15 protein-coding genes, 2 tRNA genes and 2 rRNA genes are annotated in these 19,673 nt (G+C 30.1%); 13 read left to right on the top strand and 6 right to left on the bottom strand.

From position 1 onward, the window contains the following. The 7 genes from K5V21_RS18045 to K5V21_RS18015 form a co-directional block, all read left to right on the top strand. Positions 1–118 (top strand): 23S ribosomal RNA (locus K5V21_RS18045); the annotation flags it as partial. A 54-nt stretch (positions 119–172) separates the two neighbouring features. Further along, a 5S ribosomal RNA gene (gene rrf / locus K5V21_RS18040) occupies positions 173–289 on the top strand. 6 nt (positions 290–295) lie between these two features. Further along, positions 296–372, top strand: a tRNA-Ile gene (locus tag K5V21_RS18035). A gap of 4 nt (positions 373–376) precedes the next feature. Continuing rightward, a tRNA-Ala gene (locus K5V21_RS18030) sits at positions 377–452 on the top strand. 394 nt (positions 453–846) lie between these two features. After that, complete coding sequence (locus K5V21_RS18025) at positions 847–990, top strand: hypothetical protein (protein ID WP_204596388.1); 144 nt, start codon at positions 847–849, stop codon at positions 988–990. Between the two features lie 150 nt (positions 991–1,140). Next, on the top strand, positions 1,141–1,584 hold the full coding sequence (locus K5V21_RS18020; RefSeq protein WP_204596387.1) for a hypothetical protein: 444 nt from the start codon (positions 1,141–1,143) through the stop codon (positions 1,582–1,584). 109 nt (positions 1,585–1,693) lie between these two features. Further along, positions 1,694–2,155 carry a VanZ family protein gene (locus K5V21_RS18015; RefSeq protein WP_221862430.1) on the top strand — a complete coding sequence of 154 codons (462 nt, stop codon included), beginning with the start codon at positions 1,694–1,696 and terminating at the stop codon, positions 2,153–2,155. A gap of 25 nt (positions 2,156–2,180) precedes the next feature. Here K5V21_RS18015 and K5V21_RS18010 read toward each other — a convergent pair whose 3' ends face one another. Beyond that, a complete protein-coding gene (locus K5V21_RS18010) occupies positions 2,181–3,623 on the bottom strand; it encodes a DUF2334 domain-containing protein (RefSeq protein WP_221862429.1) in 1,443 nt (480 codons plus the stop codon). Between the two features lie 328 nt (positions 3,624–3,951). Between K5V21_RS18010 and K5V21_RS18005 the strand changes: the two genes are divergently transcribed. The 3 genes from K5V21_RS18005 to K5V21_RS17995 all read left to right on the top strand — a co-directional run bounded on the left by K5V21_RS18005 (position 3,952) and on the right by K5V21_RS17995 (position 9,047). Next, a complete protein-coding gene (locus tag K5V21_RS18005) occupies positions 3,952–5,487 on the top strand; it encodes an AbgT family transporter (protein WP_221862428.1) in 1,536 nt (511 codons plus the stop codon). A 213-nt stretch (positions 5,488–5,700) separates the two neighbouring features. Then, positions 5,701–7,140 (top strand): glycosyltransferase family 39 protein, encoded by a 1,440-nt coding sequence (locus tag K5V21_RS18000; protein ID WP_221862427.1) that lies wholly within the window; start codon positions 5,701–5,703, stop codon positions 7,138–7,140. 83 nt (positions 7,141–7,223) lie between these two features. Next, positions 7,224–9,047 carry an LTA synthase family protein gene (locus K5V21_RS17995; RefSeq protein WP_221862426.1) on the top strand — a complete coding sequence of 608 codons (1,824 nt, stop codon included), beginning with the start codon at positions 7,224–7,226 and terminating at the stop codon, positions 9,045–9,047. A gap of 71 nt (positions 9,048–9,118) precedes the next feature. Here K5V21_RS17995 and treR read toward each other — a convergent pair whose 3' ends face one another. Then, the gene (gene treR, locus K5V21_RS17990) at positions 9,119–9,838 is read right to left on the bottom strand and encodes a trehalose operon repressor (RefSeq protein WP_204596381.1); all 720 of its coding nucleotides are present in this window, start codon (positions 9,836–9,838) and stop codon (positions 9,119–9,121) included. 183 nt (positions 9,839–10,021) lie between these two features. Between treR and treP the strand changes: the two genes are divergently transcribed. Together treP and treC are read left to right on the top strand one after the other, a co-directional pair. Then, positions 10,022–11,449 carry a PTS system trehalose-specific EIIBC component gene (gene treP / locus K5V21_RS17985; protein WP_221862425.1) on the top strand — a complete coding sequence of 476 codons (1,428 nt, stop codon included), beginning with the start codon at positions 10,022–10,024 and terminating at the stop codon, positions 11,447–11,449. 73 nt (positions 11,450–11,522) lie between these two features. Next, positions 11,523–13,187: an alpha,alpha-phosphotrehalase gene (gene treC, locus K5V21_RS17980; protein ID WP_221862424.1), complete on the top strand. Its 1,665-nt coding sequence runs from the start codon at positions 11,523–11,525 to the stop codon at positions 13,185–13,187. Positions 13,188–13,358: 171 nt separating this feature from the next. On the opposite strand, the gene K5V21_RS17975 is transcribed toward treC, so the two are convergent. The 4 genes from K5V21_RS17975 to sdaAB form a co-directional block, all read right to left on the bottom strand. Beyond that, positions 13,359–15,368 carry a hypothetical protein gene (locus K5V21_RS17975; protein ID WP_221862423.1) on the bottom strand — a complete coding sequence of 670 codons (2,010 nt, stop codon included), beginning with the start codon at positions 15,366–15,368 and terminating at the stop codon, positions 13,359–13,361. A 276-nt stretch (positions 15,369–15,644) separates the two neighbouring features. After that, entirely contained in the window at positions 15,645–16,700 is a 1,056-nt protein-coding gene (locus tag K5V21_RS17970) for a PTS sugar transporter subunit IIC (RefSeq protein WP_221862422.1), read from the bottom strand. A gap of 42 nt (positions 16,701–16,742) precedes the next feature. Then, complete coding sequence (gene sdaAA / locus K5V21_RS17965) at positions 16,743–17,621, bottom strand: L-serine ammonia-lyase, iron-sulfur-dependent, subunit alpha (protein ID WP_221862421.1); 879 nt, start codon at positions 17,619–17,621, stop codon at positions 16,743–16,745. Next, positions 17,602–18,303: an L-serine ammonia-lyase, iron-sulfur-dependent subunit beta gene (gene sdaAB / locus K5V21_RS17960; protein ID WP_221862420.1), complete on the bottom strand. Its 702-nt coding sequence runs from the start codon at positions 18,301–18,303 to the stop codon at positions 17,602–17,604. Before sdaAB ends, sdaAA begins: the two co-directional genes overlap by 20 nt. A 354-nt stretch (positions 18,304–18,657) precedes the next feature. Here sdaAB and K5V21_RS17955 point away from each other — a divergent pair, with 354 nt between their 5' ends. Continuing rightward, positions 18,658–19,668, top strand: a complete 1,011-nt coding sequence (locus tag K5V21_RS17955; protein ID WP_221862419.1) for a phosphodiester glycosidase family protein — start codon at positions 18,658–18,660, stop codon at positions 19,666–19,668. Positions 19,669–19,673 lie beyond the last annotated feature (5 nt).

The raw sequence follows: 19,673 nt of genomic DNA, 5'->3' as shown, positions 1-19,673 counted from the left end.
GATTTCCCATAGCGTAAGCTAGTAAGACCCCTTGAAGAACACAAGGTTGATAGGTCAGAGGTGTAAGCATAGCAATATGTTCAGCTGACTGATACTAATAGGTCGAGGGCTTGACCAATAAAAAAGACGATCAACAAAAATTCATGTGCAATTTTCAGAGAACAATCTGAAATCTGGTGATGATGGCATAGAGGAAACACTCCTTCCCATTCCGAACAGGAAAGTTAAGCTCTATAGCGCCAATGGTACTGCACGGGAGACTGTGTGGGAGAGTAGGACGTTGCCAGGTCCAATTGGATCTTTAGCTCAGTTGGTTAGAGCAACCGGCTCATAACCGGTAGGTCCGGGGTTCGAGTCCCTGAAGGTCCACCATTTTGGGGGTATAGCTCAGTTGGGAGAGCACCTGCCTTGCACGCAGGGGGTCAAGAGTTCGAATCTCTTTATCTCCACCAAATAGGTGGAAAGCTATGAACTTGTGTTCATAGCTTTTTTTATTTTAAGAATTTTGAAAAGATTGTAATATTATATCTTCTACATAACTTTTATAATTAGTATCAACGAGTTTTATCACCATAAATTACATAATATGAATATTATTTATTATAAATAATAAAATAATTATATAAATTTTAATATATTGACTACAAAATGTAATAAAATGAAAAAATATTACTAAAGTTAATTATGTACAAGTCGTTAATGATTATATATAATTAGTGTATAGAAATAATTAAATTACATGTTTACGTTTTCAAAGGGTGGAACTAAAAGGTTATAAAGGCATATAATATAATAAGAATATATAAAATTAGAATCTTTTAAAGCTTAGGATGGGGAGTGTTTTTTTTGACAAAGATAGAGGAATTAAAGGAATGTCTTAAACAATTAAAGCTCGAAAAGCGAGAATTAATTTTAGCTGGAAAGAAAACTTCTAATATAGATATAAAGATTAAAGAAGTTGAAGAAGATATTAATGAGTTACAAAGATAGTGTATATAGTAATAAAGGTGTAGTTATGTAGAATAGAAATCTAACAAAAAATAGGTTGGATTTCTATTTTCTTTTTTAGAATAATTATATCTACCCAAGAATATAATTTACCTAGTAAGGTATAGTATTTATGATTGGGGAGATGGTAAAATGATTAGAACAGTTGTATGTCAGAAAGAAGGTTGTTCAGGGAATAAATTTCAAGTTGAGACTATAGATAATAATATTCAAGCGACTTGTAGAGAATGTGGAAGCAAATATTTATATGAAGCAGGTAGCGAGGGGTATGAGATTCTATCAACATGTGCTTCATGCAAAAATGATACTTTTAAACTATTTAGAGATATAAATGCTAATAAGATATATTGTAAGTGTTCAGAATGTGGAGATCCACCAGAAAGAATTTTTATAGATGCTGATGGCATACAAATACCATATGATACAAAATTATTGCAAGATCTAAAGAATCATATGCATTCCATAGATCAAAGATTATGCAATTTAGATATTAAGATTGAGAATTTAGAGCGTGGGCAAAGTATTTTGGAAGAATCTCTAGCATATATAAACAAGTATATAGTAGAGCAAAGATAATCAGTATAATTATAGATATGCAGGCTTATAGGTGAATGCAAAATTTACATTGATAGATTTAGTATAGTATAATATATCCTATAACTATCGATGGGAGATTTTTTTCTAAATGAGTATTAGGTTAAAAAAATTAATATCTTGGATTATTCTAATTGGTTGGATGATATTTATATTTTATATGTCAAATCAACCAGCAGATGTTTCAAATGGACAAAGTGATTTTGTATTAAACCTAGTTGAATCACTAGGATTTAATATAAGTGCAAGTTATGTTGATATAGCAATTACTATAATTAGAAAAGGAGCACATTTTACAGAGTATTTAATATTAAACTTATTATATTTTAATATGTTAAGATTCTATATAAGTAATAAAAAGGCATTAATATATTCAATTATCTTATCATTCATTTATGCTTCAACTGATGAATTTCATCAAAGGTTTGTTGAAGGAAGAGCAGGGAAGTTTACTGATGTATTGATAGATACTTCAGGTGCGGCTACTGGGTCTATAATAGCATTTATAATAATAAAAATAAAAGAGATAAAAAAAGCAAAGGTCTTTCATTAGATCTTTGCTTTTTGATTTAATACTCTTATTTAATATCTGTTACATGTATAGTTGAGTATCCATTTTTATTTAATGCATCAACTATTGATTTTATCAGAGAGTTATCTGCAAGTTTTTCTGTAAATGTATTATTATCATCAGATACTGTTATATAATCTAGTTCCAAAGTTGGATGATAGAATAGTGAAGCTAGCATATCTGGTCTTGGATTCTCAATATTCTTAATCATAGGTTTTGTATCATGATTTTGAACATAACTAAGTGGTGTTGGTATATAGACATTACCTTTATTAGTTTCTTTAAGAGCAGTATAGTATAATACGCTATACGGCTCATATAAATATTTAAAATATTCTTGTATAACATCCTTTTGTTTCCTAGTAGCTTGGTAATGAGGACTTTCAAAGAAATAAACAGGTATATTTAATTCATTTGCATTTTTAAGAGCATTTTCAATAACTGTTTTGGTTTCCTGTTCTGTTGAATTAAATTTACTTGATAGTTCAATTCCAGATAAACTAGTACTATCACCTGCTTGGTGAGTATATCCATGAAGTCCAATTTCAGCACCACTGTTTATCATATAATCTAAGAGATTTACGAAGCCCACATTATTTATACATTGATTGGTTAATAGGTCGTTATCAAAGTTCACATCAGGCTCTTTATATCGAGGAACCCATGCTACATGAAATCTTATACCATTACTATATAAATAGTCTCCCATAGCTTTTAACTTAGTTTGATTTATATCTGTATATAAAGCTCCACCTGATGAAAAGTCTTCAAGTCTAATTAGTGCAGCTTGGCCATCTTTTAATGGAGCTATTCCATTAGTGGCACGATTATAATTTGATTTTAGTAATTTTACTGAGTTATCCTTAAAATCAAATACTGCTGTCAATGAAAATATATACTCAATATCTGATATTGAGATATAATATTGATTTTTGTATTTTGGAAGCCATCCTCTTAAATTATACTTTTTGCCGTTAATAGTTGCTTCTTTTTCGGAAAAAATAATTTTTGAGTCTTTCTTTTCAAAATTTAAAGGATTTTCTTTAGTAGAAGTATACCCAAAAATTTTAGTTACATAATCTAATGGAATATAATATCTTTGTGATCTCAATAAAACTTGAATATCTTTTGGAACTTCTTTTCCTAAGATACTTATTTTTACATCATTAACTTTACTTAATTTGATATTATCCAGAGTATCTGATTTAGGATAAATACCGTTATAATCTTTATGAGTAAGGTTATTTGCTGTTTCTCCATTATTAATAATTGATTGAGTATAAATGCTTTCATAATTTTCAGGAGTAATTTTGCTTTCTACTTGTCCATTTTTAACATAGGTATCTCCTTGAAAGAAGCTAAAATAAAATGCAATTCCATAACCTATAAGAATGACAAAAATAGCAATAGTGCTATAAATAAGTCCTTTTTTTAGTTTTTTATTTTTCATATATTCTCCCCCGTTATTTAATGATAAATATATTTTATCATATGTAATACTTTATATGATAAGGCTGAAATAAAAATAAGGAAATGTTAAGGAAAAATATAGAAAATAAAATCGTTTAGTAAAATAAATTAGCATTTTTACATAGAATTATATCTTTTTTATATAAAATCATAAGGATTTCAGATTTTTTATTAACAAAAAATTACCTGATTGTTAATAAAAATGTTGTTTTATTTAAGGAAATATTATATAATGTTTTCATATTAAAAACATATGTAGTTATTATAAGGACGAAATTATCAATATTTATTAAGGGGGAGGATTATCAATGGAAAAGAAAGTGAAGAAAAAAGGATTTCTTAACATGGTTGAAAGAGTAGGAAATGGACTACCACATCCAGCTACTATTTTTGTTATATTATGTGCAATTATTATAGGTTTATCAGCTATTTTAGCCAATATGGGAGTAGGAGTTACATATACAGGATTAGATAGAGCAACAATGGAGATTAAAGAATTAACAGTAACAGTGAAGTCTCTTTTAACTCCAGAAGGAATTAGATATATGTTTGAAAGTGCTGTAAATAATTTTACAAGCTTTGCACCACTTGGAACAGTTTTAGTTGCATTGCTTGGAGTTGGTGTTGCTGAAGGGACAGGCCTTATAGCTACATTATTAAGAAAGCTTGTTACAAGCACTCCTAAGAGATTAATTACAGTTGTTGTTGTATTTGCAGGTATAGTTTCAAATATTGCATCAGATGCAGGATATGTTATTCTTATACCTTTAGGAGCAGTTGTATTCCTAAGCTTTAAAAGACATCCACTTGCAGGTATTGCTGCAGCATTTGCAGGTGTATCAGGTGGATTTAGTGCAAATATTATCTTTGGACCAACAGATGCATTACTTGCTGGTATAACTCAAGAGTCAGCACAAATGGCTCAGGCTGGATATGAAGTAGGTATAGCTTCAAACTGGTATTTTTTAATTGCATCAACTATCTTAATTACAATTGTAGGAACTATAATTACAGAAAAGGTTGTAGAACCGAGACTTGGGGCATATAAAGGAAAGAAATTAGTTGAAGATATAACAGAAATTACTCCAGAAGAAAAAAGAGGACTAAAATTTGCTGGAATTGCATTACTTTTATTTGTAATATTTATGGCATTACTTGTTGTTCCAGAATGGGGACCACTTAGAAATCCAGAAACAGGAGAAATATTAAAATCACCTTTCATGAACTCAATGGTAACAATAATTGCTATGGCATTCTTTATACCAGGAATTGCGTTTGGAATTGGTAAGAGAGATATAACAAACGATAAGCAGGTAATAAGCTTAATGGGTAAGAGTATGGCATCAATGGGAGGATACATAGTATTAGTATTCTTCGCAGCTCAATTTGTTGCTTATTTTAACCATACAAATATAGGTACTGTTATTGCAGTAAAGGGAGCAGATTTCCTAGGAAATGCAAATATAACTGGAATACCTCTAATATTAGGATTTATAGGAGTTGCAGCATTCATAAACTTATTTATGGGTTCAGCATCAGCAAAATGGGCTATTATGGCACCGGTATTTGTACCTATGTTTATGAAACTTGGAAATTCTCCAGAGCTTATTCAAATGGCATACAGAATTGGTGATTCAACTACTAATATAATTTCACCACTTATGACATACTTTGCATTAATAGTTGCATTCGCAGAAGTTTATGATGAAGATATGGGAATAGGAACATTGATTTCAACAATGGTTCCATATTCAATTGCATTCCTAGTATCATGGTCAGCTCTATTAATAATTTGGCTTTTATTAGGGTTACCACTTGGACCAGGTGCAGGATTATTCATGTAAGAAAAGCTTTTTAACATTATAAAGATTAAACAAGAGAGTAGAAGATATTTAAGTCTTCTACTCTTTTTTATAATACTTAAAATTTTCTTAAAATGACTATAAGTTTTACAAAGTGTGTATGCAGGACACCAAAAGCTATTAATATTATGATACAATGATATTTGTAAAATTCTGTAGTTAAGAATATTTACTATAATTTAGGAGGAATTTATAATGGAGATAAAAAAGTTTAGAAATGGTTTTACAAGCTTTGTAACTATAGCATTAAAGCCATTAATACTTATTTTGGTTTTTGCAGCAATAGGTAGTTTAAAGGTCTATTATAAAGGATTAGATTTATCAACTGCAATTTCAATTGCACTATATGGAATAAGTATTGTGTTAGGATATTTTTTAATAAAGACTAGATATCTTACAAACAAAAGTAAAATAATAATAGTTTTATTATGGGGATTTTTATTGAGGTTATTATGGCTTATAAATATAAAATCAGTACCCGTATCTGATTTTAATACTATGTATGAAACTGCAAAAGCAGTACTAGAAGGTAACTATGGTATGTTATGGGGTACAGGATACATATCAAGATTCCCTCATTTAACTGTAATGGTCATGTATATGGCACTTATGCTTAAAATTTTCCCAAATGCGATTTTAGCAATGAAAGTCGTTAATTTAATAATGGGTGTAGTAGTAATTTATTTAATTTACTTAATACTTAAAGAAGTATTTGAAAAGAGAGAGTATGCAATAATTGGGGGACTAATTGCGGCAGTTTTCCCACCTCTTATAACATATACTGGGGTATTGTGTACAGAAAATATAGCTATACCATTTTACTTAGGCAGTATATATGTATTTCTTCTAGCATGTAAGAAGAAGGTTAATCCAGCTATGTTTATCTTAGCAGGGGCACTTTTATCAGTTGGAAACTTGTTTAGAATGGTTGCAGTAGTAACTGTAATAGCATTTGTTATGTATATAATCATATATACAAATAATACTGTAAAAGATAAGATAAAGTCTGTACTTATGGTAGTAATATCATTTATATTAGTATTAGGAATAGCTAGTACAACTCTAAGAGCGTTAAAGATTACTGAAAATAACTTATGGAGAGGTGCAGAACCATCAATTACTAATGTACTTAAAGGTACAAATGTAGAGTATGGTGGTAGATGGAATCCAGATGATGCAGCAATTCCAGAAATGTATAACTTTAATTATGATGATATACAAAATGCATGTAAGGATATTATATTTAAAAGACTTACAACTACTCCTATTTCAACACTATCAGAATTCTATATAGGTAAATATGCAATTCAATGGAGCGAAGGTGATTTAAGTGGTGTGTTTTGGTCACAGCTTAATGTTCCAGAAGATGATATAATAGTTAAATTTGATATTGGAGGAAAAGAAGTTTTCCAATTCGTTTATGCATTAATAATGATACTTGTGTTTATAGGATTATTTAATAAAAAGAGATTTAAAAATAATCCAGAAATAAACTTATTTTATATAACATTCTGTGGATATGGAGTAACTTACTTGGTTACAGAGATGCAATCAAGATATTCATATATAGTATGTTGGTTATTTGTAATATTGGCAGTATCTGGCGTAGAAAAAATAAAAGAGTGGCTTAGGTAACTTAAGAATTATAAAATTAGGATATTTAAAAGATATATTTTATAAGACAATAGGAGTAGGATGAAATAGGTGAAGATAAAATTATGAATTTAAAAAAAGCATGTGATATTTTTAAGAAAATAAGTAATCAAACTATAATTAAATTTGCTGTAGTGTTTATGCTTATAATAAAGACAGTATCATTTATGGCTATAGGTTCTTCAAATACAGGAAGAACATTTATTGGATGGGGAGTCCATGTAGATATAGAGTTAATATTTGCACATATAGCATTTATAGCTATATTAGTTATTCCAGCATTTTTCTTTAAGGGTAAAAGACAGCTTAGCTATCTAATAGTAATTGATGTTTTATATTCATTATTATTATTAGCAGATCTTTGGTACTATAGAGCAAATAGAGATTATTTGGGTCTTAGACATATATTCTTTAGAGAAATGTTTAATCCACTAAAACAAAGTCTGGTAAACCCAGACATATTAGATCTACTGTTTATAATAGATATACCAATTTTTATAGTAATAAGAAATAAAGCAAAGTGTATAAGTAATTATAAGAAAAATGTAAAGTTAGCAATTGGTGGGATAATTGCTTGCATTGCTACTATATATGGAACTCACTACTTAATTGATGTAAAAGATATTACGGATGGTAGAGTATCATATATGAGTACTGAATGGTCACCATTTGCAACGATGCACAATGCTTCCCCAATAGGATATCATATATATGAGGCAGCGGTAGCATTAGAGAAAAAGAATATGAAACCAAATGAAGATCAAATGAAACAGGTTGATGAATGGCTTAAATGGAATAATCAAAAACTACCTGATAATGAATATAAGGGGATGTTTAAGGGGAAAAATGTTATATTCATGCAAATAGAGTCATTAGAAAACTTTGTAATAGGACAGAAAGTATATGGTCAAGAGATAACTCCAAATTTGAATAAGCTTATGAATAAATCATTTTATTTTGATAATATATATGAGCAAAATAATGCAGGAAATAGTATAGATTGTGATATGATGGTGAATTCGGGTATGTTGACATTAGGAGATAGTATTACATTTTTAACTCATGCAGATGTTAAGTATCCTGCACTTCCAAGAATACTTAGAAAAAATGGATATACTGCAGTATCTACACATGCTGAAAGAGCTGGCGATTGGAATTGGTCTGAAGCTCACAGTAATGCATTAGGATATGAAGGAATGTGGGATGTAGCTTCCTATAATACAGATGATTTCTTTGGAATGGGACTTTCAGATAGATCATTTTACGATCAATATGCGGATAAACTTAAGACATTAAAAGAACCATTCTTTTCAATGCTTCCTACTTTATCAAGTCATGGTCCTTTTGATTTACCAGATAAGTATAGAGAGTTAAAACTTCCAAAAGAAATTGATGAGAATAAGCTTGGTGGATATTTCCAGAGTGTTCATTATGCAGATGAGCAAATAGGTTTCTTTATGAATAAGTTAGAAAAACTCGGACTTTTAGATAATACTGTTCTTGTTATATATGGAGATCATACAGGAGTTCATAAATATTATAATGATGAAATTCAAAACTTACCTCTTGAAGGTGATTGGTGGAAGAAAGTAGATCATAAAATCCCACTATTTATTTATGGAAAAGGAATAAAAGGCGAGACTTTAAATGTTCCGGGAGGACAAACTGATATAGCACCTACAATTCTATATCTTTTAGGAATAGATACGAATGCTAAGTTTATGGGAAGAAATCTCTTAAATACAAATAGAGATGCTACTGTGATTAAAGGCGGTATAGTAGTTGGTAATCCTACTCCTGAAGAAAAGGAAAAATTAGAAGAGGCATATCAAATAGCTGATTATATAATAAAGAATAAGTATTTCGAAAATAGAGGTTTAGTCAATTAGAACAATAATTCTTATATAATATATTTAGAAAATAAAAAGTAGTATAAAGGGTTTACCCTTATACTACTTTTTTAGCTATTAGACCTACGTGCAAATGTAGTAAATGTAAATTTGTCAGGTCTATGGTGAGATTCTGTATACTCAAATAGAGTACCATCATCTAGATAAGCAAAGTTTTTAATTATTGCAACTAAATTATTATTTCCTAGGTCAATGAATTTTCTATCCAAAGAAGACACAGGTTCTACGGATACTAATTTTTGAGCACCTGCTATTTTTATGTTTGAATCCTCCTCTAGGAATTTATATATTGAACCAGAAGCCATTTCTTTAGTTAATCCCAAAACTGTATCAAGTAAAAAATAATTTATATCCAAGATTACATTTTCATCATTTATATTTCTGACTCTTAAAATATGTAGAACTTTACTTCCAATAGGGAACCCTGTCTTTTTTGATAATTTATCATCTACAATCAATTCCTCAAATAATGGAACATTGGTTATAAACTTAATACTATTATTTCTAGATGCTTCTTTAAAACTTTGAAGTCCTCCAACCAAGAATTTAAAAGGTTTATTTTCTATAACAAATACACCTTTTCCATGAACGCTTGTTGTGAGCCCATCAGTAGCTAACATATCTATTGCTCTTCTAACTGTGTTTCTACTTACAGAAAATCTAGATGTAAGTTCACTTTCTGAGGGCAATTTTTCTCCAGCTTTAAAATTCTCATTTAATATATTTTCTTTAAGATAGTTATATACATCTAAGTATTTACTTTTAGACATAATTGTCTCCCTTCAAAATGTTTCTGTAAGTATATTATATACACTTTTTTACTAGTAGTCATTAAATTTTGGCAACTTGTTCAAACAAGTGTTGACAAACTTGTTTGAACAAGTTATTATAAACATAAGAACAATGGTCAAACGTTTACAAAAGAGAAAACGTTATATAAAAGGAGGATACAAATGGGAGTATATAGAAAAGAAGCCGAAAAAGTTTTAGAACTAGTTGGTGGAAAAGAAAATGTAGTTAGTGCTTCACACTGTGTTACAAGATTAAGACTTGTTTTAAAAGATCAGTCTAAGGCAAAACCTAAAGAGATTGAAAAATTAGATTCTGTAAAAGGTACGTTTACAAATGCAGGTCAATTTCAAGTTGTAATAGGAAACAAAGTAGGTGAGTTCTTTAATGATTTTATTGAAGCTGGAAATATAAAATCTGTATCTAAAGAAGAAAGTAAGAAAGCAGCACAAGAGAATATGAATATTATGCAGCGTATAATAGGTGGGCTTGCTGAGATATTTATACCACTTCTTCCTGCTATTATAACTGGTGGTCTTATACTTGGATTTAGAAACATTATTGGTGACTTAGCTATATTTGGGGATGGAACTCAAACATTAATTCAACTGCATCCTGTACTTGGAGAAGTTCATAGCTTCTTATGGGTAATAGGTGAAGCTATATTCCACTTCTTGCCTGTAGGTGTAACTTGGTCAACTGTTAAGAAGTTTGGTGGATCTGAGATACTTGGTATAGTACTTGGAATATGTTTAGTATCACCTCAGTTATTGAATGCTTACGGTTATGCAGAAGCAGCGGCAAAAGGAGCTATTCCTTTCTGGGATTTTGGAATTATTACAGTAGATAAAGTTGGTTATCAAGCACAAGTAATACCAGCAATACTTGCAGGTATTACACTATCAAAGATAGAAATTACAATAAAAAAATATATACCAGATGTATTAAAAATGATTATAGTACCATTTGTTGCAATAATAGTTACAGTACTTCTTTCTTATATAATAATAGGGCCAGTATCACGTGAAATAGGTAATGGATTAGCAGCAGTATTCACATATCTTTTAACTGGACCATTTAAGATAATTGGAGCTATAGTTTTTGGACTTGTATATGCACCGCTTGTAATAACAGGTCTTCACCATACATTTATAGCTGTTGACTTACAGCTTATTGCTAATAATGGGGGAACAATGATATGGCCTTTAATAGCATTAAGTAATATAGCACAAGGTTCAGCTGCAATGGCCATGGTTATATTGTATAAGAGGGATTCAAAGATAAAATCAATAGCACTTTCATCAGGAATATCTGCTTGGCTTGGTGTTACAGAACCTGCAATGTTTGGTGTAAACCTAAAGTTTAAATATCCATTCTATGCAGCTATAATAGGTTCAGCATCAGCTGCGGTAGTATCAATAATGACAGGAGTGCTTGCAAATTCAATTGGTGTTGGAGGACTTCCAGCATTCTTAGCAATACAACCTAGTCATTGGCTAACATATATGTTAGCTATGGGAGTGGCAGTGGCAGTACCATTTATATTAACATTTGTATTCTACAAGAGAGATCAAATTAAAAATAATAGATAGATAATCTAAAACTTGAGGGGATTGCAGTAATAATATGCAATTCCTTTAAGTAATCTTAGGAGGAAAAATTATAATGAATAATTGGTGGAAAAAAGCTACGGTATATCAAATATACCCAAAGAGCTTTAATGATAGCAATGGTGATGGAATTGGAGATATTAAAGGGATTATAGAAAAATTAGATTATTTAAAGGGGTTAGGCGTAGAAGTAGTTTGGCTTACTCCAATATATGTATCTCCACAAAATGATAATGGATATGATATAGCTGATTATTATAATATAGATCCTTTATTTGGAACAATGGAAGACTTTGAGATGTTACTTGATGAAGCTCATAAAAGAGGATTAAAGATAATAATGGATATGGTAGTTAATCATACATCTACAGAGCATAAATGGTTTAAAGAAGCTATAAAAGGTGAAGGCAATCCATATCATGATTTCTATATATGGAAAAAAGGAAAAAATGAAGAGCTACCAACAAATTGGGTATCAAAATTTGGTGGATCAGCTTGGAAGTATGTTGAAAGCTTAGATGAATATTATCTTCACTTATTTGATGTAACTCAAGCAGATTTAAATTGGGAAAATAAGATTTTAAGAGAAGAAATATATAAGATGATGAGATTCTGGATGGATAAAGGTGTTGATGGGTTTAGACTTGATGTTGTAAACTTACTGTCTAAAGATCAAAGGTTTTTAAACGATACTTTAGAAGATACAAATCACGATGGTAGAAGATTTTATACAGATGGACCTAAAATTCATGAGTACTTAAGAGAAATGAACGAAGAGGTATTTTCTAAGTATGATGATTCGATGACTGTAGGTGAAATGTCATCAACAACAATAGATAATTGCATTAAATATACTAAGCCATCAAGGAAAGAATTAACCATGACATTTAGCTTCCATCATCTAAAGGTAGATTATTTAAATGGTGAGAAGTGGAGCTTAATGGATTTTGACTTTAAAAAGTTAAAGGATATATTATTTAATTGGCAAGTAGGAATGGAAGCAGGGGATGGGTGGAATGCATTATTTTGGTGTAATCATGATCAACCAAGAGTATTATCAAGATTTGGTGATGATAAGAACTTCCATGAAAAAAGCGGTAAGATGCTGGCAACTGCTATTCATTTAATGAGAGGGACTCCTTATATATATCAAGGTGAAGAGATTGGGATGACAAATCCAAAATTTGAGAGTATAGATGAGTATAGAGATGTTGAATCTATAAATGCATTTAAAGACCTTAAAGAGAAAGGCTATGATGAAAATGAGATATTAGATATTCTTAAATCTAAATCAAGAGATAATTCTCGTACTCCAGTGCAGTGGAATGGAGAGGAAAATAGCGGATTTACTAAGGGAACACCTTGGATAAATATATCGAAGAATTATAAAGATATAAATGTAGAGAAAAACTTAAATGATGATAAATCTATATACAATTACTATAAAGATTTAGTAAATTTAAGAAAACAGCATGAGATAATTAGTGATGGTGAAATTGTACCTTTATTAAGAGAGAGTGATAGCATATTAGCTTATGAAAGAGTGCTTGGAGATAATAAACTTATTGTTTTATGTAATTTCTATGGTACTGAATCTAAAGTTTCATTATCTAACTACAATTTAGAAAATAGTAAGATACTAATAAGTAATTATAATGATAGTAAAATATCAAAAGAGGTAAATTTAAGATCATATGAAAGCCTAGCTATATATTTATAAATAAAAATCCTAGAGATTAATCTCTAGGATTTATTTGTCTATAGACTAAGCTAAATATATTTTATATTCATGAAAGGTGGGGAAATATTTAGTAGTATAACTTCCTATATCTATTAAGTTAAAATCTATTTGTATAATCACATCAATATTATTTTACTTACTCTGTGAATATTACTTCACGTTATCTAATACAATATTATTCATTCCATTAGGAAGTAATTCTGTTTTTAAATTATTTTCTTTAATATTACCTGTAGTTGAATATTGGTCATTTATAGTAAAGAAGAAGTTGATATCTTTATTTTCACTTTTATTCGAGATAGTTACACTCCATAGTCCATTTCCATCATTCTTCATATCAACTGGCTTCCAGTTATTTAAGCTAGAATTTATTTGAATATTCTTATTTATATTTTGGCTATCATTGTATGTTACTGTAATTGTTCCATCATTATTGTTATGGTAGTTTACTACTCCAGTTAAGTTAACTATATTTTTATCAATATTTCCTATATCCCAAGGAATACTATCTTTTGCTAATTTAGGCATAACATCGTATGTATCATAAACTTTATGATTTTCAGTAAATTTGCTATCGAAGCCATTTAAGTACCAGTTTGGGCCACCCCAAGTTGTATCACTTAAATACCAGTTTCCATATAAGTTAACAAAGTTCCAAGCGTGAGGTCCACCAGCATATCCATTTACCCATATTGCCTCAATTCCTAATCTTTGAAGTAAATATTCATAACCTTTAGAATATCCTCCACAGATAGCTTCATGAGCTATGAATGTTCCCCTAATATCACTGTGAACTCCTGACCCAATATAACTAACCATATTTTCATAATGAATTTGTATTGCTTTAATTATTTGATATATATTCATATTAGGTTGAATTTTACTTAGAATCTCTGAAACTGATTTTTCTGTTTTTAAAAGTTGTTTATGATAATCATCGCCATTTTGGGCTCCGTTACCTATGTAAAACTTTTGTCCAATAACTTTTCCATCTTTATTAATAGGAGATGCTGGCCAGTCTTTCAATAAGAACATTTTTGGGCAGTTTCTAACTAAATACTTTTGTATTTTTTGTGCATCATCAGCATTTATATTTATTCCTTTAGAAGCATAATCTATAGAAATTATGGTATTTCCTTGAGAATCTCTTGGATATTTATTATCACTATTATCATAATTAAGTAAAGTTCTATAAGCTAAGTCCCAGGCCTTTTGTCCCTCTTTACTTAATAGGGTTCTTGCATAATATACCTCAGAATTAGTAGGTTTAGTTAATTCATTTAAAGTTGCATTTAAAATATATTTATAGCCTGTAATTGTCTCTTGCTTCATATTTTCTTTATTTGATAATTGAGGATAGACAGAAACTTTAAATTCACCAACACTAACATATATTGGAGTATTAGCATTTAATCCATTGCTATCAATCATTTTTATTGAGAAGTTCCCCTTTGAATCAGCATTTTCATAGTAATTATTACTCCCTACAGAAACACAAACCTTGTTACCTGGATTAGTAGTTCCTAAAATTGTAGCTGATGTTACAGTTCCTTCTCCTAGGATATGTAATGGTTTAACATCGATGTGTGGAGTATAGTTTATAAGTCCATTCTTAGTTATTTCAAAAAATTGAGTTTTTTCAATACAATCTGTTCTTGTTGAATTTTTGTTGCTATATAAAGTAGGATTAGATAATCCTGAAGATTTATTAATATTTAATGCTACGATATCTCCATAATTGAATGATGCATTATTAATCTTAGATGTAAAATTATTAACATATTTACTATTTGCAGTTGTATCTAGAATTGCTTGTCCATTCTTTTTATTGATTAATTTGAAGGTAAAGTTATTATTTGAGTTTCCGAAATTATCAGATTTTGCAATTGCCTCTATTTTCATTGTATTTTGATTGAATAAAATTTTTAATGAATTTCCACCCCATATGTTTTTAAGGTTTATATATGAGTTATCAAACTCTTTTGCCTCTGGTTCGTTATCCTTTACATTAGCAGCCTTTGTAGTATCTGAGTAGTTTTCAACGACAGCATTATCCCCATTAGGATAGTTTTCTACAGTATCAGCATGACTTATTTTAGATGTAAAATAAGTTGATGATATTGTTGAGATAATTAATAGGCTTATTAACTTTTTTTTCATAAAGATCCCCCTAAATAAATTTGTATTTTTTAGTAATAGTTATAATTTGTTTTATTATATTATGAATATTAAAAAAATACAATTTAATTTTAATGATAATTAAAATATAATTAAAATAAATATAAAAATATTTAATAATAACTATTTTGACTAGATCAATACTTGAATCTAACTTTTTTGTTGTCTAATTTTATTTTATTTGAAAAAGAAAAGAGTGCAGATAAATTCTACACTCTAAAGCTTATATATTAATATATATTTTCTGTTTAATATTTATTATGATGCTTCTTTTTGAAGTATTTCCTCTGAAATTACATTTTCTCCACGAATTTCAGCAGCTGTACGAATTTTATGGTTTTTAAACATCATATAACCTAAGTAACCACTGCCGGCACTTACAACTACACAACCTAAAGCTGTTAATAATACTTTAAATGCTGGATTATATGCAAACATTACTGCAAATCCTGCAATAGGGGTAGCTGTACCTGGAGACATATTTGTAAGTCCCATTATAACAATTATAATACCGCATAAAGCACCACCTATGAAATTGGTTATATAAACTGGCAGAGGGTTTGCGGTAATTATATCTGCTTGAGTAAGAGGCTCTATAGCTACAGATATAGTATCTTTCTTACTTCCAAATTTCATTTTACTGAATAAAACAAAGTTTAAGAAAGATGAACCAAATACTGATAATGCACCTATTGCCATTGGCGCTCCAGTAAGACCAAGCATAGCTGTTAGGGCCATTGAACTAAGAGGTGCAGTTGCAACAACTGTTATAATACCACCAAGAATTATTCCCATTAATATAGGACTAGAGTCAGCTGAAGCTACTAGAACTTGACCGATTTTTAGAAGTGTTGAATCAACTACTGGTGTCATACAATCTCCTATCAATCTAGTCAAAGGAGCAGCGAATACAATTATAACTATTAAATCTAATCCTCCAGGGAGTTTCTTTTCTAAAAATTTAACAACGAAAGACATTAGATATCCTGCAATGAATCCAGGCAATATTCCAAGTCCTGAACATGATAGTCCTATTAGAACTGCATATACAGGTGATACACCAAGAGCTAAAGGCACAAGGATTGCAGCAGCAACACCACCAAGACTGCCATTTGCTGTACCAATTTTCTTTAAAAATTCTATATTTAATACATCACCAAAGAATGAAGAGTGGAATGCTTCAACTAAGAAGCTTGCGCATGCTGCACTAGCAAGAGCCCCCATTGCTTTCATTCCTTGTGGTGCTTTGTAACTAAATAGTGTAAATAAACCTAATACTAATAATAAAAGTCCTGTTCCGATTAAAACTTGCATTATTTTTCCTCCTTAGAATTTTAAACTTTAGTTTTTAAACATTTAATTGTTATTAAATACTTTATCTTTAAGTTCTAGACCTGTTTTTGTAATAGCAATTCCCCCTAGAGCTGTTTCTCTTAGTGATGCTGGAAGCTCTATGCCTACTTTATACATTGCAGATAATGCATCATCAAATGGTATCTTTGAACAAATTCCAGCCATAACTAGGTCTGCTGTAGAGAGTGCACTAATAGCACCAGATACATTTCTTTTTGCGCAAGGTATTTCGACTAAACCAGCAACTGGATCACAAACTAGCCCTAATATATTTTTAAATACTATAGCGCCAGCATTTAAACTCATTTCTGGAGTGCCTCCCATCATCTCTACAACTGCTGCTGAAGCCATAGCTGCGGCAGAGCCACATTCAGCTTGACATCCTCCTTCAGCACCTGCAAATGTTGCATTCATTCCAATTATCATACCAACAGCAGCAGCTGCAAATAATCCTTCAATCATTTCAGCATCACTTTTGCCAAGTCTTTCACCAGCCGTTAATATAACTGCTGGAAGTATACCGCAAGAGCCAGCAGTTGGACAGGCTACTATTTTTCCCATTGAACCGTTTACTTCAGAGGATGATAAAGCCATTGCCATAGCTGTGACAGCTGTATTTCCTAATAATGATTTACCTGATTCTAAGTATTTTTGCAATTTAAAAGCATCCCCTCCGATTAATCCACTTAATGAATAAACTTCTTTTTTTCTACCGGTATTAGCGGCTTGTCTCATTACATTAAGAGTTTCTTGCATATGTAGGAATAATTCTTCACGTGATATATTCTTCTCATCTATTTCACGATTTATTGCATATTCACTTAATTTAATATTATTTGAATTACAAATATCTATAAGTTCTTTAGCTGACTTCGCGATCATTATTAGATACCTCCATTTCAGGATTAATAATTATTACTTTATTTATTCCATCTATTTTTTTTATATCATTTAATAATGAAGAAGATATCACACTATCAACTTCAAAAGTCATAGTTGCATCTTTGCCTTTTTCAGCTCTACCAAGTTTCATAAAAGCAATATTAATTTTATCTTCATAAAGTAATTCTGAGACTTTTGCGACTGTTCCAGGAATATCTTTGTGGCAGGTTATTATAGTAGGATATGATCCAGTTATTTGAACTTTATTTCCATTTATTTCATTAATTTCTACACTACCGCCTCCGATGGAAGAACCCATTATTTCGTGGATATTATCATTGATATCTTTTATTAAAAATTTTACTGTATTCGGATGAGCTTGTCCTAAATCTTGTTCAATGAAATTAATTTTAAGACCTTTATTTTTAGCTATAAGAATAGAATTTTTAAGATTATCATCACTTGGGCTCATTCCGAGAATTCCAGCAACAAGTGCTCGATCTGTACCATGACCTTTATAGGTTTTACCAAAGGAACCATGAAGTAGAAAAGTAACTTCTTTTATATCAGTACCAACAATACTTTTAGCTATTTTTCCAAGTTTTGCGGCTCCAGCAGTATGTGAAGAGGAGGGGCCAACCATTATGGGACCTAGAATATCAAAAACGCCAAAATTTTTCATGCCAATTACCATCCTTTCATCAATATTCTATACTATAAAAATAAACGTTTTCATAAAGAGTGTCAATGTAAAATAAAACCATAAATTGAAAAAAAACCCAAAATACATAAGAAATTCTTAAAAAAATCATAAGTTTTTATAGGATTAATTGACAAAAATCGGATATTGTAATTTAATTATATATGTTTTATAAAAATAAGGTACTATAGTAAATATACTGTTTTATTCCCGTCAAAATATAGTTTTTATAAACAATGATATGGAATATACTTATGTAGAGATATTTATTTAGACTTTAAATTAATATATAATAATAAGATGGATTTTTAAAAAATTTTGTTTGGGAGAGTTTTAATGAAGAACAAAAGAGTAAAGAATAAAAGAAAAAAATGGAAGAGAATCATTGCATTTCTAGTTTTTGAATTAGTTTTCACTGCAATCACAGCACCATTTGTATTACTTTATGGTCCCTTTGATAATGCTAAAAGGATATATGTTGGATCAGCTATGACTACTTTAAACCATCAATATTTAGCTACGATGTTTTTATCAAAGGAAAGAATTGATAATATACTTAATTCTTCTAATGATCAAAATTCAAACTTAGGTCTTAAAAACAATAATTCAGTAGTTCAAGTAAATGCAAAACATGATAATACAATAGAACTTTATAAATTTGAAAACTCAAAATATAATGGACATATGTTAGTAATTAAGGATCCTAAGAGAGTTAAAGTTGCATATACAAGCAGTATGTATAAAAAAGGAGAAACAACTTCAGAGATGGCTATACAAAATAATGCAGTAGCAGCTGTAAATGGAGGAGCTTTTATAGATACTTCTAGTAGCTCAAATTGGACAGGTAATGGAGGAACTCCTACAGGAGTTATAATATCTAATGGAAAAATAGTTTTCTCTGATTTAAAATCAGATGATGCAAAAACAGAATGTATGGCTATTACTAAAGAAGGTAAAATGCTTGCAGGTAAATACTCTATTAAGGAACTTAAGGAATTAAATGTTCAGGAGGCTGTTAGTTTTAAACCAGTTTTAATTAAAGATGGCATGCCAACTCCGTTAGAAGGTTCAGATGGGGCAAGAGGTATAGCACCAAGAACTGCAATAGGACAAAGAGCTGATGGATCAATAGTTATGATGGTTATTGATGGTAGAGATTTAGTTGGAGGCTTAGGATGTACAATGACAGAACTTCAATCTCTTATGCTTACAAAAGGAGAATGCGTAACTGCCATTAATTTAGATGGAGGAAAGTCATCTACAATGTATTTAAATGGACAAGTTATAAATGATGTATCTAATGGACTTGGAGAAAGATATATCGCATCCTCAATTATAGTAAAATAACAAAG

Origin of the sequence: Clostridium sardiniense (assembly GCF_019753795.1) — a bacterium.
Taxonomy (GTDB): domain Bacteria; phylum Bacillota; class Clostridia; order Clostridiales; family Clostridiaceae; genus Clostridium; species Clostridium sardiniense.
The sequence above is the reverse complement of the archived record's forward strand: the minus strand, read 5'-3'. Positions and strand labels throughout refer to the sequence as shown.